The sequence below is a fragment of the Rhodococcus sp. JCM 9793 genome (genome assembly GCF_055380405.1).
Genome location: NZ_AP043721.1, coordinates 5,365,991 through 5,379,699, shown reverse-complemented (window position 1 = coordinate 5,379,699; position 13,709 = coordinate 5,365,991). Strand labels below are relative to the sequence as shown.

15 protein-coding genes are annotated in these 13,709 nt (G+C 66.5%); 14 read left to right on the top strand and 1 reads right to left on the bottom strand.

The window, feature by feature from the left end; translation table 11 throughout:
• Positions 1 to 52: 52 nt before the first annotated feature.
• The 14 genes from ACZ46K_RS26970 (at position 53) to mddA (ending at position 13,229) form a co-directional block, all read left to right on the top strand.
• Positions 53 to 298, top strand: a complete 246-nt coding sequence (locus tag ACZ46K_RS26970) for an antitoxin (protein WP_054807595.1) — start codon at positions 53 to 55, stop codon at positions 296 to 298.
• Positions 299 to 390: 92 nt separating this feature from the next.
• On the top strand, positions 391 to 570 hold the full coding sequence (locus ACZ46K_RS26965; RefSeq protein WP_464749483.1) for an antitoxin: 180 nt from the start codon (positions 391 to 393) through the stop codon (positions 568 to 570).
• 95 nt (positions 571 to 665) lie between these two features.
• Entirely contained in the window at positions 666 to 2,300 is a 1,635-nt protein-coding gene (locus ACZ46K_RS26960; RefSeq protein WP_464745767.1) for a Na+/H+ antiporter, read from the top strand.
• Between the two features lie 30 nt (positions 2,301 to 2,330).
• Entirely contained in the window at positions 2,331 to 3,554 is a 1,224-nt protein-coding gene (locus ACZ46K_RS26955; protein WP_464745765.1) for a sensor histidine kinase, read from the top strand.
• Between the two features lie 31 nt (positions 3,555 to 3,585).
• Positions 3,586 to 4,368: a LytR/AlgR family response regulator transcription factor gene (locus tag ACZ46K_RS26950; protein ID WP_054807827.1), complete on the top strand. Its 783-nt coding sequence runs from the start codon at positions 3,586 to 3,588 to the stop codon at positions 4,366 to 4,368.
• A gap of 65 nt (positions 4,369 to 4,433) precedes the next feature.
• Positions 4,434 to 4,739: a hypothetical protein gene (locus ACZ46K_RS26945; RefSeq protein WP_464749482.1), complete on the top strand. Its 306-nt coding sequence runs from the start codon at positions 4,434 to 4,436 to the stop codon at positions 4,737 to 4,739.
• A 6-nt stretch (positions 4,740 to 4,745) separates the two neighbouring features.
• Positions 4,746 to 6,518 (top strand): sodium/solute symporter, encoded by a 1,773-nt coding sequence (locus tag ACZ46K_RS26940; RefSeq protein WP_464745763.1) that lies wholly within the window; start codon positions 4,746 to 4,748, stop codon positions 6,516 to 6,518.
• Positions 6,519 to 6,643: 125 nt separating this feature from the next.
• Positions 6,644 to 7,006 carry a DUF485 domain-containing protein gene (locus tag ACZ46K_RS26935; RefSeq protein ID WP_054806936.1) on the top strand — a complete coding sequence of 121 codons (363 nt, stop codon included), beginning with the start codon at positions 6,644 to 6,646 and terminating at the stop codon, positions 7,004 to 7,006.
• Positions 7,003 to 8,637 carry a solute symporter family protein gene (locus ACZ46K_RS26930; RefSeq protein ID WP_464745761.1) on the top strand — a complete coding sequence of 545 codons (1,635 nt, stop codon included), beginning with the start codon at positions 7,003 to 7,005 and terminating at the stop codon, positions 8,635 to 8,637. The genes ACZ46K_RS26935 and ACZ46K_RS26930 overlap by 4 nt, the downstream gene beginning before the upstream one ends.
• Before the next feature lie 109 nt (positions 8,638 to 8,746).
• On the top strand, positions 8,747 to 9,178 hold the full coding sequence (locus ACZ46K_RS26925) for a type II toxin-antitoxin system Rv0910 family toxin (RefSeq protein ID WP_464745759.1): 432 nt from the start codon (positions 8,747 to 8,749) through the stop codon (positions 9,176 to 9,178).
• A gap of 49 nt (positions 9,179 to 9,227) precedes the next feature.
• Complete coding sequence (locus ACZ46K_RS26920; RefSeq protein WP_054810361.1) at positions 9,228 to 11,504, top strand: ATP-dependent DNA ligase; 2,277 nt, start codon at positions 9,228 to 9,230, stop codon at positions 11,502 to 11,504.
• Between the two features lie 202 nt (positions 11,505 to 11,706).
• The gene (locus ACZ46K_RS26915; protein WP_054720073.1) at positions 11,707 to 11,967 is read left to right on the top strand and encodes a LuxR C-terminal-related transcriptional regulator; all 261 of its coding nucleotides are present in this window, start codon (positions 11,707 to 11,709) and stop codon (positions 11,965 to 11,967) included.
• A 76-nt stretch (positions 11,968 to 12,043) separates the two neighbouring features.
• Entirely contained in the window at positions 12,044 to 12,373 is a 330-nt protein-coding gene (locus ACZ46K_RS26910; protein ID WP_054806935.1) for a YnfA family protein, read from the top strand.
• A 76-nt stretch (positions 12,374 to 12,449) separates the two neighbouring features.
• The gene (gene mddA / locus ACZ46K_RS26905; protein WP_464745757.1) at positions 12,450 to 13,229 is read left to right on the top strand and encodes a methanethiol S-methyltransferase; all 780 of its coding nucleotides are present in this window, start codon (positions 12,450 to 12,452) and stop codon (positions 13,227 to 13,229) included.
• Here mddA and ACZ46K_RS26900 read toward each other — a convergent pair.
• Positions 13,216 to 13,674 carry a hypothetical protein gene (locus tag ACZ46K_RS26900; protein ID WP_054810360.1) on the bottom strand — a complete coding sequence of 153 codons (459 nt, stop codon included), beginning with the start codon at positions 13,672 to 13,674 and terminating at the stop codon, positions 13,216 to 13,218. The genes mddA and ACZ46K_RS26900 overlap by 14 nt on opposite strands.
• Positions 13,675 to 13,709 lie beyond the last annotated feature (35 nt).

The following is a 13,709-nucleotide window of genomic DNA, read 5'->3' as shown; positions in this document are numbered from 1 at the left end:
CCTCTCAGGTGGGAATCCGTGTCGACGACTCCACCAACAGAAGGAGGACGGCATGGGAATCATGGACTCGCTCAAGGGACTACTCGGCAAGGGTAAGGACTACGCGGCGCAGAATCCCGACAAGGTCCAGGGGTACATCGACAAGGCCGGCGACACGGTCGACGGGAAGACCGGCGGCAAGTATTCGCAGCACGTCGACAAGGCGCAGGACGCCGCGAAGAAGCACCTCGGCGGGTCAGGTGGGGACGGTGCGCCCGGGCAGGGCGCCGGAAACCCGCCGCCGCAACCCCCGCAGTAGCTTCCGCCGGCCGGGCATCCCTGCAGTCCTGTTCGGGTTGTGGAAAGCTTGATCGTCGCTGTACCCGAACGAAAGGACCATCAGTGGGCTTCATGGATCAGGCAAAAGGTCTCATCGAGAAGGGCAAAACGCTCGCCGCCGAGCACCCCGACAAGGTGAACGAGGCCATCGACAAGGCCGGTGACCTGGCCGACGACAAGACCGGCGGCAAGTTCGCCGACAAGGTCGACAGCGCCCAGGATGCAGCGAAGAAGGGCCTCGGCACAGCCTGAAGGCCTATGCCCCACCCACGTCCCGACACCGCGGCGTGTGTGGGGCACCATGCTTCGGGCCCACGCCACAGCCTTCCTGAAGCACAATCGACCAGGTGAGCGGAACCTGGATTCTCCTGGTGGTCGTCGCGGCGATCGCCGTGACCGGATTGGCGAACCGCGGGAACCTGCAGGCGCCACTGGTACTGGTCGTGATCGGGGCGCTCGCGTCGTTCATCCCGGGCCTACCGCAGCTGGAACTCGAGCCACACGTCCTCCTCGGAGTCGTCCTGCCGCCGCTGCTGTATTCGGCCGCGCTGCGATTCTCGGTCCCCACCTTCAAACGCAACCTGTCGCATATCCTCCGGCTCGGTATCGGGACCGTCCTGGCCACTGCTTTCGCCGTGGCATTCTTCGCGGAATGGCTCGTTCCGGAGCTGACTTTCGGTGCGGCACTGGTGCTCGGTGCTGTCGTTGCGCCCACCGACGCTGTCAGCGCGGTCGCGGTCGGCCGGAGACTCGGGTTGCCGAAGCGCGTCATCGCCATCCTCACCGGCGAAGGCCTGGTCAACGATGCCACCGCCCTGACGTTGTTCACGGTCGCTGTCTCCGCGGTGGTGGGGACCCAGGTCCTCGTCGACTCGCCAGTGGTGTTCTTCGGCTACGAGGTCGTCGGTGGTGTCGCGGCCGGGCTCGTCCTCGCGGTGATCGTGCACTGGGTGCGTGCCCACATGGATCATCCGTCGCTCGAAACCGTATTGGGCCTGGTCATTCCGTTCACCGCGTATCTCGTGGCCGAGGAGATCCACGCGTCCGGAGTACTCGCGGTCGTCGCGGCAGGCCTGTATATGGGGCATCGCGCGACCGATCTGTCGGTGACGACCAGGCTGCAGGAACGGTACGTCTGGGAAAGTCTCGACATCCTGCTCGAGATGTTCGTGTTCGCCTACATGGGTCTGCAGCTGAAGTTCGTCCTCGATGAAGTGACCGACAACGGCTACGACGTCGTCACGATCCTGTTGTACGCGTTCGCGGTGCTGGTCGTGGTCATGCTCGTCCGCCCGGTCTGGGGCCTGCTGAACTGGGGTCGGCGACGAGCCGCCCGCACGGCCGGGCTGAGCAGGATCGGCCGCGACCAGCTGAGCTTTCGAGAACACATCGTGGTGTCCTGGGCAGGGATGCGAGGTGTGGTGACCCTTGCCGCCGCAGGCGGAATCCCGTTCGTGCTCGAGTCCGGTGCGCCGTTCCCCGGCCGCGAGATCATCCACCTCACCGCGATTGTCGTCGCCGTCGGCACCCTGCTCATCCAGGGTTCGACCATGCCCGCGTTGATCAGGCGTCTCGACGTCACCGACCCCTACGAGCGACTACGCGCCGAAGAACAGCGTGCGCTGGCTCGGTCGATCAGTTCGGATGCGGCGAGAAGCCGACTGCAGGCACTGTCCGTGGAGCTACCCGACGGACCCGACGCCGACGCGGTGCGGCGGATCCTCGACCGCGTCGAACGCTCGATCCGAGCGCGTGTCGATGTCGAACAGGCCGAATCGGAAGTCGATGCCGAACCGGGTCCGGATGCGGGTGTGCTGTTCGACCGGTTCCGCCGTTCCGTGCTGCGCGCCCAACGCACCGCACTCATCGCAGCACGCGATGACGGCGCACTCGACGACGAGACGCTGCGTGCCGAACTCGAGAGCCTCGACATCGAGGAAGCTGCGGCAGAGGAACGGATAGACCGGCGCGGTCGCGACTGATCGACGCTCCTCGCGTCGTAGCGTAGGGCCGTGACCGGAACCGTCTTCCTCGTCGTCGCTGTCGTGACACTGAGCGTTGCCGCGGGGATCGCCGCGGTGTGGGCGCGAACCCGCCGAGTCGTCACGACACCCGCAGAGCGTGCCGTGCACACGACACTGCACACCGCGTCGCTCGCGGCGCGGCCGCTGCGCAGCGGTCTGGACGCCACCTCCGCGCAGGAAGCGGCCCCGCACCTGCGGATGCTCCTCGCGGAAGCGCAGGCCGTCGCCCTGTTCGATGCGGACGGCGACCTGCTCGCCTGGGACGGCCCGTTCGAATCGCTGTCCGATCAGGTCCGGGATGCCGCGACCCGTGCCATCGACGGTGAACGGCGGGTCCTCGTCGGACACGGCTCCCTCGCGCGCGGACCCGACGATTTCGCCGCGCGGGCCGTGGTCGCGCAGCCGCTGGTCGTCGACGAAGTCGGCGTCGCGGGTGTGCTCGGTGTCGTCACCACCACCGACCCGGGGCCGGCGCTGCTCGGGGCCCTCACCGAAGTGGCCCGATACGCGTGCAGCCAGCTCGAACTCGCCGAACTCGATGCGTCCCGGGCGCGTCTCGACCGCGCCGAGGTGCGGGCTCTTCGGGCGCAGATCAGTCCCCATTTCATCTACAACGCACTCAACACGGTTGCCTCGTTCGTGCGCACCGATCCCGACAGGGCCCGGGAACTGCTGCTCGACTTCGCGGACTTCACCCGCTACTCGTTCCGTGCCACCGGGGAGTACACGTTGCTCGCCGATGAACTACGCAACATCGACCGCTACCTGACGCTGGAACGGGCCCGATTCGGCAACGCACTCGAGATTCGGCTGCAGGTCGCGCCCGAGGTGCTCAACGTCGCGTTGCCGTTCCTCGCACTGCAACCGCTGGTGGAGAACGCCGTGCGGCACGGCATCGCGGGTACGCCCACCCGCACCGGCACCATTACGATCGTGGCTGCCGACGAGGGCACCGACTGCGTCATCAGCGTGGAGGACGACGGTGTGGGCATGGACCCGGAACTGTTGCGGTCGGGGATGCTCGACTCCACCGCCGACTCGGTGCCGGGCAGCGGAGTCAAGGAGTCCGCGCACGTCGGGCTCGCCAATGTCGACGACCGGCTGCGCGCCGCCTTCGGCAACGACTACGGCCTCGTCGTCGACACCGGGCCCGGTGCCGGTACCAAGGTGAGCATGCGTGTCCCGAAGTTCCGGGCGGGTATCCGGCCGTGAGCAGATTCGTTCGTGGCACGATGAGTTCGCTGTGAAAGAGATCACCGAGAACCTGAATGTGCTCGCCGTCGACGACGAACCGCCCGCACTCGACGAGCTGGCGTACCTGCTGCGTGCCCGTCCCGAGATCGGACAGGTCCACACCGCGGGCGACGCAACCACCGCGCTTCGGCTGCTACGCGACGGGGGCATCGACGCGGTGTTCCTCGACATCAACATGCCGGGACTCGACGGGCTCGAACTGGCCGGGATCCTGCGGAACTTCGCGGCACCACCGGCGGTGGTGTTCGTGACCGCACACGACGACCGGGCGGTGTCGGCATTCGACCTGGGTGCGGTGGACTACGTGCTCAAACCTCTGCGAGAAGCGCGTCTCGCCGAGGCGGTGCGCCGGATCGTCGAACGCCGCCGACCGGCAGGACACGACAGTTCCGACGCGGACACCCGGGACGAGGTGATCCCCGTCGAACTCGGTGGCGTGACCACTCTCGTGTCGCGGTCGTCGGTGCGCTGGGTGGAGGCCGACGGAGACTACGCACGGCTGCACACCGACACCGGATCGCACCTCGTACGCATTCCGATCTCGTCCCTCGAGAGCCGCTGGGCGGATGTGGGATTCCTCCGTGTTCACCGTTCGTACCTCGTGGCACTGAATCTGGTGACGGGCGTCCGCAGCGCCGGGACCGGTCTCGTGGTGTGCATGAAGCCTGTCGGCGACCAGTCTCCGGTCGAACTTCCGGTCAGCCGTCGCCACACGCGTGAGCTCAAGGACCGGCTGATCCGAGGGCCGATGCAGACGTGGACGTCGCGGTGACGGGGCCCGCGGCCGGGGGACCCCACCGCGAACGCGTCGTGCTCGCGAAAAGGCGCGGCGCGCGCATGGTGCGGACCCGGGTGGAGGTGCAGCAACAGACCGAGGTGGGCGACGCGATGGTCCGGGGGCTGGTGCGTGCGCAACTCGGGCTCGCGTTGCGGATCGGGGTGGTCCCGGTGTGTCTGCTGGCTGCGATCCCGGTGGTGCTCGCTCTGTTCCCCGCGCTGGCCGACGTCGCGCTGTGGACCGTGCGGCTGCCGTGGATTCTCCTGGGATTTGCCGCGTACCCGCTGCTCATCGGTTTCGCATGGCTGTATGTGCGCCTGGCCGAACGTAACGAGCAGGACTTCACCGATCTGACCGACGACTGAGACTTCATGAACACCTCCGTTCCCGTCCTCACCGTGGTCGGCATCGTCGCCGCTGCGGTCGCGACGGTCGCAATCGGGATCTACGGAGTGCGGATCTCGCGCACCACCTCGGATTTTCTCGTTGCCTCCCGCAGCGTCGGGCCACGCTGGAATGCCGCCGCGATCTCGGGTGAGTACCTCTCTGCCGCGTCGTTCCTCGGTGTCGCGGGTCTCGTCGCGAAGTACGGTGCCGACGCCCTGTGGTATCCGGTGGGTTTCACCGCCGGGTACCTCGGCCTGCTGTTGTTCGTCGCCGCACCACTGCGACGTTCGGGCGCCTACACCGTGCCGGATTTCGCCGAATTCCGTCTCGGCGAACCCTGGGTGCGGTCGCTGTCGATGATCGTCGTGGCGATCATCTGTGTGTTGTATCTGGTACCGCAGTTCCAGGGCGCGGGCCTGACGCTCAACATTCTGCTCGGCCTTCCCAGCTGGGTCGGGGCGGTAATCGTCGGCGTCATCGTGATCGCCAATGTGGTGGGCGGCGGCATGCGGTCGATCACGTTCGTGCAGGCCTTCCAGTACTGGCTCAAACTTTCCGCGGTGGCGCTTCCCGCGCTGGTCCTGACGATCTACTTCGTGGGCGACAGTCGCGGCGTCGACGAACCGGTACCCCCGACCGTCACCGAGACCACCACCGTCGACATCACCGTCGATGTCGTCGTGCAGGTCGCAGAGCCGATCCCGGTGACGGTGACCGGCGAGGTGGACTCCCGGCCCGTGGCCGGCCGGATCGTCCTCGCACCCGGTGAACACGAACTCGGCGCAGGCACCGAACTGGTCCTCGATGCCGGTTCGCCGGTGCCGGTGGTGGCAGGGGCGCCCTCCGACAACGACGCGTGGGCCTCGCCCGGCGCGGGGATCGGCGCCGGCGGCGAACACCACCTGTTCCAGGTGTATTCGCTCATGATCGCCACGTTCCTCGGAACGATGGGCCTGCCCCACGTCCTCGTGCGCTTCTACACCAACACGGACGGCCGGGCCGCACGCATGACGTCGTTCGCCGTGATCGGCCTCCTCGGGTTGTTCTATCTGTTTCCCACCGTCCTCGGAGTATTCGCGCGCTTGTATGTGCCGCAGTTGCTCATCACGGGCCGATCCGACGCCGCGGTGTTACTGCTACCCAACTCGGTGCTGTCGGGGTGGGGCGGGCAACTTCTCGCGGCGCTCGTCGCATCGGGTGCGATCGCCGCGTTCCTGTCGACATCGTCGGGGCTGTTGGTGAGTGTCGCGGGGGTGCTGTCCACCGACGTACTGCGGGGCAGGGTCCGCGACTTCCGGGTGGCGGCGGTCCTCGCCGGCGCCGTTCCACTACTGCTGGCCGTGTCGGTGACCTCGCTGGATCTGTCCAGGTCGGTGGGGCAGGTGTTCGCGATTGCCGCGTCGACACTGTGCCCGCTGCTCGTACTGGGAATCTGGTGGCGCGGGCTGACCGCGATCGGCGCCGCCGCCGGCATGGTCGTGGGTGGGGCGGTCGCGGGGGGTGCGGCGCTGCTCGCGGTACTGGTCCGATTCGATTCGGCGGCCGCCGGAGGATGGCCGGCCGTGCTCTCCGCCTACCCGGGAGCGGTGAGCGTGCCGCTCGCCTTCCTCGTCATGATCACCGTGAGCCTGGCGACGAGACAGAAGGTGCCCGCCGACGTCGGGCGTACGTTCTCCAGGATGCACGTTCCCGAGCGACTCGGAATGGGCCGCGATCGGGAGCTGGGTGCATTCGATGAGCGCCGTTCGTCGCAATGAGACGACCGTTCGGCGCACGCGACGACAGCTCGGCGTGCAACCGGTACGCACCCCTATCTGTGTGATGGCGGTCTCACTAGCGTGTGTGTGCACTACACCTCACACGGACGACCAAGGAGTCGGCAGTGACCACAGCACCACTCAGCGAGAGTGACGTACCGGAGCGGCGAGAACCGACTCCACAGGACTTCGTCGACATGCAGGCGAGTCCGGAGTTCCAGGAACTGCGTACCCGTCTGCGCCGGTTCGTGTTTCCGGTCACGGTGTTCTTCCTGGCCTGGTACGCCCTGTACGTTCTGCTCGCCACCTACGCGGCGGACTTCATGGCGACCAAGGTGATCGGCAACATCAACCTCGGCCTGATCCTCGGGCTCGGGCAGTTCGTCACCACGTTCATCATCACGGCCGTGTACGTGAAGTTCGCCGGGCGTGAACTGGATCCGCGCTCGGCAGCGATCCGCGAAGAGCTGGAAGGACCGCAGCAGTGAACGTACTTGCGCAGGGTCATACCGATGTCGGTAACCCGCTGCTCAACATCGCCATCTTCGTGGCGTTCGTCGTCATCACGATGGGCTTGGTCATCAAGGCCAGTCGCACCACCAAGAAGGCGTCGGACTTCTACACCGGTGGCGGCCAGTTCTCCGGCCCCCAGAACGGTTTCGCCATCGCAGGTGACTACCTGTCGGCCGCGTCGTTCCTCGGTATCGCCGGTGCCATCGCCGTCTACGGCTACGACGGCTTCCTGTACTCCATCGGCTTCCTCGTCGCATGGCTCGTCGCATTGCTGCTCGTCGCCGAACTCCTCCGCAACACCGGACGATTCACGATGGCGGATGTCCTGAGCTTCCGGCTCAAACAGCGGCCCGTGCGGATGGCCGCGGCGCTGTCGACGCTCGCGGTGTCACTGTTCTACCTGCTCGCCCAGATGGCCGGTGCCGGCGGTCTCGTCGCGTTGCTGCTCGACATCCAGGACAAGGCCGGACAGGCGATCGTCGTCGCCGTCGTCGGTGTGCTCATGATCGTGTACGTCCTCATCGGCGGCATGAAGGGCACCACCTACGTGCAGATGGTCAAGGCGGTGCTGCTGATCGCGGGCGCCGGCATCATGTTCGTGCTCGTGCTGTTCGCAGTGCGCGGCAACTTCTCGCAGCTTCTCGCCGACGCCCAGGCAATGGCATCGAACTCTACGGACGAAGCGGTCGCCGGCCGCGACATCCTCGCACCCGGCGCGAAGTACGGCATCAGCGGCATGACCCGGATCGATTTCATCTCGCTGGGTATCGCACTGGTGCTGGGCACCGCAGGTCTGCCGCACGTGCTGATGCGCTTCTACACCGTTCCGACCGCCAAGGAAGCACGACGCTCGGTCACGTGGGCGATCTCGCTCATCGGTGCCTTCTACCTCTTCACCCTGGTGCTCGGCTACGGCGCCGCGAAGATGGTGGGGCCCGACGTCATACTCAATGCGCCGGGTAAGGAGAACGCAGCCGCGCCGCTCCTCGCATTCGAACTGGGCGGCACGATCTTCCTCGCGGTGATCTCCGCGGTCGCGTTCGCCACGATCCTCGCGGTCGTCGCAGGTCTGGCGATCACGGCGTCGGCATCGTTCGCACACGACATCTACGCGAGCGTGCTCAAGCACGGTAAGGCCACCGAGGACGAGCAGGTGCGGGTCTCACGTATCACCGTTGTCGTGATCGGCCTGGTGTCCATCGTTCTCGGCATCCTCGCCATGGGGCAGAACATCGCCTTCCTGGTCGCGCTGGCCTTCGCTGTCGCCGCCTCGGCGAACCTGCCGACGCTGCTGTACTCGCTGTTCTGGAAGAAGTTCAACACCACCGGCGCGCTGTTCAGCATCTACGGCGGTCTCATCAGCTGCCTCCTGCTGATCGTGTTCTCCCCGGCAGTGTCCGGCAGCCCGTCGTCGATGTTCCCGAATGCCGACTTCTCGTGGTTCCCGCTGTCCAACCCGGGCATCGTGTCCATCCCGCTCGCATTCGCCCTCGGCATCCTCGGTACCTACCTCGGCCGCAACAAGCCGGAGGATTCGTTCAAACAGGCGGAGATGGAGGTCCGCTCGCTCACCGGTGTCGGTGTAGAGAAGGCCGTGTCGCACTGACTTCACGACCGCGCCCGTAAGCCGAACGTCACCTTCGGTCAGTTCAACTGACAGAAGGTGACGTTCGGCCGTTCCCGGTGCGGGCACCCGCCTCCTCTACGCTGCAATCATGGCGAAACTCGAAGTCGCGACCGACCTTCCGCTCGACCCGCAGACTGCGTGGGAGAAGGCTTCCGACCTGGAAGCGTTCGGCGACTGGCTGAGCATCCACGACGGCTGGCGCGGCGAGCTCCCCGACACGCTCGAAGCCGGGGTGGTGCTGCAGTCCGTGGTGTCGGTCAAGGGAATGCGCAACCGGGTGGAGTGGACGGTCGACGAGCTCGACGCGCCGCACCACGTCGTGCTCCGCGGGACCGGCAAGGGCGGCACCAAGTTCAAGCTGCGGCTCGCTGTGTCCGGCGCGGGGTCGGGCTCGCGGTTGACGATGAAGATCGAACTCGGGGGAGCGCCGCTGTTCGGGCCGATCGGGTCGGGTGTCGCCCGCGCCCTGCAGGGCGACCTCGACGCCTCGCTGCGCAAGTTTGCGGAACTCTACGGCTGAACCGGCTCCACAGCCCACGTGAACCGGGTCGCGTTGGCACAATGAGACGATGCCGACCCGCACGATCGGGGACCGTCGCATCACATTGACGAACCTCGACAAGGTGCTCTATCCCCGCACGGGCACCGTCAAAGGTGAGGTGATCGACTACTACGTCGCCGTCGCCGAGGTCATGCTGCCGCACGTCGTGGGCCGTCCCGGTACCCGTAAGCGCTGGCCCAACGGTGTCGACGAACCGGCCTTCTTCGAGAAGAACCTCGCGCCGCATGCGCCGTCGTGGCTCGATCGTCGTACGGTGCACCACAAGCAACGGTCTGTCACCTACCCGGTGTTCGACTCGGTGGCGGGTCTGGCATGGCTCGGGCAGCAGGCCTCGCTCGAACTGCACGTGCCGCAGTGGCGGTTCGACGGATCCGCGCCCGGTCCCGCGACACGCCTCGTGTTCGACCTCGACCCCGGGCCGGGGGCGGGGCTCGCGCAGTGTGCGGAGGTCGCGCGGTACGTGCGCGACATGGTCGCCGAACTCGGGTGGGAGACCTATCCCGTCACGAGTGGCAGCAAAGGTCTCCACCTCTACGTGCCGTTGGATCGGCAGCTCGGCTCCGACGGTGCGTCGACCGTCGCGCGACAGGTCGCCACGAATCTTGCGACGCTGCACCCCGATCTCGTCACCGCGACCATGGCGAAGGCGGTGCGCGGCGGGAAGGTGTTCGTCGACTGGAGTCAGAACAATGCGGCCAAGACGACGGTCGCTCCGTATTCGCTGCGTGGCCGCGACGAACCGTGGGTGGCAGCGCCGCGCAGCTGGGACGAACTCGACGACCCGAAGCTGCGGCAACTCACGTTCGACGAAGTGCTCGAACGGGTCGCCGACCACGGTGATCTGCTCGCGGGCCTGGACCCCCCGCTCGGCGACACGCAGTCCGGAGATCCCGCCGACGACCCGCTCACCGACTACCGGCGTAAGCGCAACGCTGCGCGTACCCCGGAGCCGGTCCCGTCCCGTGTCGCCGCGACCGGCCACGACGATCGGTTCGTCATCCAGGAACACCACGCCAGGCGCCTGCATTACGACCTGCGACTCGAGCGTGACGGTGTGCTTGCGTCGTGGGCGGTGCCGAAGAATCTGCCGGAGGACACCGGCCGCAACCACCTCGCCGTCCGGACCGAGGACCACCCACTCGAGTATCTCGATTTCCACGGCACCATTCCGTCCGGTGAATACGGTGCCGGGACGATGACGGTGTGGGACACCGGCACCTACGACACCGAGAAGTGGCGTGACGACGAGGTGATCGTGCGGTTGCACGGTGAACGAATCATGGGTCGATACGCACTGATCCGCACAGAGAAGGACCAGTGGCTCGCCCATCGGATGAAGCAACAGTCCGGGTCGGGACGGTCGGAGGAGTTTCCGACCGATCTGCGTCCGATGCTCGCGACCGTGGGCGACGTCGAGAAGCTCGACGGCTCGACATGGGCATTCGAAGGCAAGTGGGACGGATACCGCGCGGTCGTCGAGGTACACGACGGTGAGGTCCGGGTGCGTGCCCGCTCGGGGCGGGACGTGACCGGAGAATTTCCCGCGCTCGGTGAGCTGGCGCATGTGCTCGACGGTCACGATGCCGTCCTGGACGGGGAAATCGTCGCCGTGGACGCGGAGGGCGTCACGAGCTTCGAGCGGTTGCAGCGCGGGGCGATCCCGGAGTACCGGGTGTTCGACCTCCTCTATCTGGACGGTGTGTCGCTGATCCGCAAGACCTACGACGATCGCCGTCGTGTGCTGGAGGCTCTCGCTGCGGCGACGGAGAGGCTGATAGTGCCCGACCGGTTGGCCGGGGACGGCGCCGACGCACTCTCCGCAAGCCTGGAGCGCGGGTGGGAGGGCGTGGTCGCGAAGCGTCGCGACTCGGTGTATCTGCCCGGCAAACGGGGTGCAGCGTGGATCAAGGCGAAGAACTGGCTCACGCAGTCGGTGGTCATCGGTGGATATCGACCGGGACAGGGGAACCGTGCGGGGTCGTTCGGATCGTTACTGGTCGGTATCCCGGGCGACAGCGGGCTCGTCTATACGGGAAGAGTCGGCACGGGATTCGACGACCGAACTCTCGCGGCGCTGACATCGTCACTGCGGGCACGACGGCGGGACACGAGCCCGTTCGCGGGTGAGCTGCCGATCGTCGACCAGCGTGACGCCGTATGGGTGGAACCCGAGCTGGTGGGGGAGGTGCGGTTCGGTTCGTGGACCGAAGGCGGCCGACTTCGGCACCCGAGCTGGCGCGGCCTGCGCGGCGATCTGGACCCACACGACGTGCACCGGGAATGAAGCCGGCCCGGCCCGCACAGGGTGGACCGACGACCATCTCTGCACCGCGTCCGCTGGGCGACGCGGCCAAGGCGTTTGTCTGGCAGACACTCATTCGGTTGGTGGTTGTCGGCGCAAAATCGTATGTTCTTCTCAGACCGGACTAAATCGGCTTTGTCGGGGAGCCGCCGGTCGTCATATCGATCGAAGAAGGAATCCCGACATGACGAGTGTGCTCGCGCCCTCCCGCACCTACTCCTCTCCTCAGCTCTCGGCCCGTGAAACCGAGATACTCAGGGAGTGGCTCCTGTGTGAATCCAAGTCGGAGGCCGCGGCTCGTCTGTTCGTCACAGCGGCCACGGTGAGCACCCACATCGCCCGTATCCGCGACAAGTACATGCGAGTGGGGCGTCCCGCCACCACCAAGACATCGCTGCTGGTGCGCGCTCTCCAAGACGGTGTCGTCTCCATCGACGAATTGTGACGCCGCGGAGACCTGCAGCGTGCGGCATGCTCGGGCCCGTCGAGGTCGGCCGGTCCGATCCGTAGCCTGTTCGACCATGAGCGTCCTGAAATCCCTCGTCCTGTTCGGCGTGGCCGCGTTGTTCGAAATCGGCGGGGCGTGGTTGATCTGGCAGGGCGTGCGCGAGCATCGAGGGTGGATCTGGATGGGCCTGGGTGTGCTTGCGCTCGGGGCGTACGGATTCGTGGCGACGCTGCAACCCGACGCCAACTTCGGCCGCATCCTCGCGGCATACGGGGGAGTCTTCGTCGCGGGTTCGCTCCTGTGGGGTGTCGTGATGGACGGCTTCCGCCCCGATCGCTGGGACATCGCGGGGGCACTGGTGTGTCTCGTCGGCGTCGCGGTGATCATGTACGCACCGCGGTGACCGAGCGCCGAAGGGTGGGCGTTTCTCCACCTCAGGGGATCTACTGGGCGGCGGTCGCCGTCTCGACACTGGGCGCATGACATCGACAACCAACCCGGGTCCTCGCACCCGCACCGCGGCTTCCCGCCTGCTCGCCACCGGATACGGAGTGTGTGCCTATCTCATTTTCCTTGCGGTGTTCCTGTACGCGATCGGATGGGTCGAACGACTGGTGGTACCCCGGAACATCGACGAGGGGCCGCGTGCCCCGGCCGGAATCGCCATCGTGATCGACCTGGCGCTGCTCTCGTTGTTCGCGGTGCAGCACTCGGTGATGGCCAGACCCTGGTTCAAGAAACGCTGGGCCCGGATCGTGCCCGAACCGGTGGAGCGTTCCACTTACGTCCTGCTCGCCTCGGCAACGCTGGCACTGGTGATGTGGCAGTGGCGTCCACTCCCACACCTGATCTGGGACGTCGAGAGCACTCCACTGCGGATCGTGCTCTACGCGCTGTCGCTCGCCGGGTTCGGTCTCGTGCTCGTGTCGACGTTCGCCATCGACCATTTCGACCTGTTCGGATTGAGGCAGGTCGTCCGTCACCAGCTCGGAAAACCGACCGCCACGAGCACCTTTCGGATACCGCTGCTGTACCGATCGGTGCGGCACCCGCTCTATCTGGGTTTCCTCATCGCATTCTGGGTCGCGCCCACCATGTCTGTCGGGCATCTGCTCTTCGCGGCGGTGACCACCGCGTACGTTCTGGTCGCGATCAGGTTCGAAGAGCACGACCTCATCTCGACGTTCGGCGAGCGATATCGCTCCTACCGGGCCCGCGTGCCGATGATCGTGCCGTGGAAGGTGCTCAGCCGACGGTGATCCCGCCGGTGGCAGGCGTCGAATTGCACAGCGGACCGCTGGCGAGGCTCACCGACCCGAACACGGTGGTCAGCACCTCGCCCGGTCCGGTGTCGACCGTCGCAGACAGATTCGGGTAATCCCCGGTGAGATCGACGATGCCGGTGCGCCCGTTGCCCCGGTTGAGCCATGCGACGGTCACCTGACCGGCGGCCGGTACCGGCCACAATGCCTGCGTTGTGGTGAACTGCACATGGCCCGCAGCGATCCCGTGTTCCTCGTCGGGACCGGGGTGTGCGGCTACCGATGTCAGCGACGCGAGACTGCCTTGATTGAGGCAGCCGATGGTGATCGCAGTACCCAGCGGTTGCGTCGGAGCAGCTGTGGCGACACCGGCGAACAGAACAGCGGCTGCGACGGGGGCTGCGAACGTGAGTGTTCGACGGGTGAATCGCACTGCAGACATGCTGCGGGCTCCTCGGATGTGAGATGACGTGTCCG

What these genes read in the sequence shown, in the direction of transcription:
- ACZ46K_RS26900 (WP_054810360.1), bottom strand. Translation starts at nt 13,674, where the DNA reads ATGTCTGCAGTGCGATTCACCCGTCGAACACTCACGTTCGCAGCCCCC.
- ACZ46K_RS26945 (WP_464749482.1), top strand. Translation starts at nt 4,434, where the DNA reads ATGGTGCGGACCCGGGTGGAGGTGCAGCAACAGACCGAGGTGGGCGAC.
- ACZ46K_RS26920 (WP_054810361.1), top strand. Translation starts at nt 9,228, where the DNA reads ATGCCGACCCGCACGATCGGGGACCGTCGCATCACATTGACGAACCTC.
- ACZ46K_RS26940 (WP_464745763.1), top strand. Translation starts at nt 4,746, where the DNA reads ATGAACACCTCCGTTCCCGTCCTCACCGTGGTCGGCATCGTCGCCGCT.
- ACZ46K_RS26925 (WP_464745759.1), top strand. Translation starts at nt 8,747, where the DNA reads ATGGCGAAACTCGAAGTCGCGACCGACCTTCCGCTCGACCCGCAGACT.
- ACZ46K_RS26915 (WP_054720073.1), top strand. Translation starts at nt 11,707, where the DNA reads ATGACGAGTGTGCTCGCGCCCTCCCGCACCTACTCCTCTCCTCAGCTC.
- mddA (WP_464745757.1), top strand. Translation starts at nt 12,450, where the DNA reads ATGACATCGACAACCAACCCGGGTCCTCGCACCCGCACCGCGGCTTCC.
- ACZ46K_RS26910 (WP_054806935.1), top strand. Translation starts at nt 12,044, where the DNA reads ATGAGCGTCCTGAAATCCCTCGTCCTGTTCGGCGTGGCCGCGTTGTTC.
- ACZ46K_RS26965 (WP_464749483.1), top strand. Translation starts at nt 391, where the DNA reads ATGGATCAGGCAAAAGGTCTCATCGAGAAGGGCAAAACGCTCGCCGCC.
- ACZ46K_RS26970 (WP_054807595.1), top strand. Translation starts at nt 53, where the DNA reads ATGGGAATCATGGACTCGCTCAAGGGACTACTCGGCAAGGGTAAGGAC.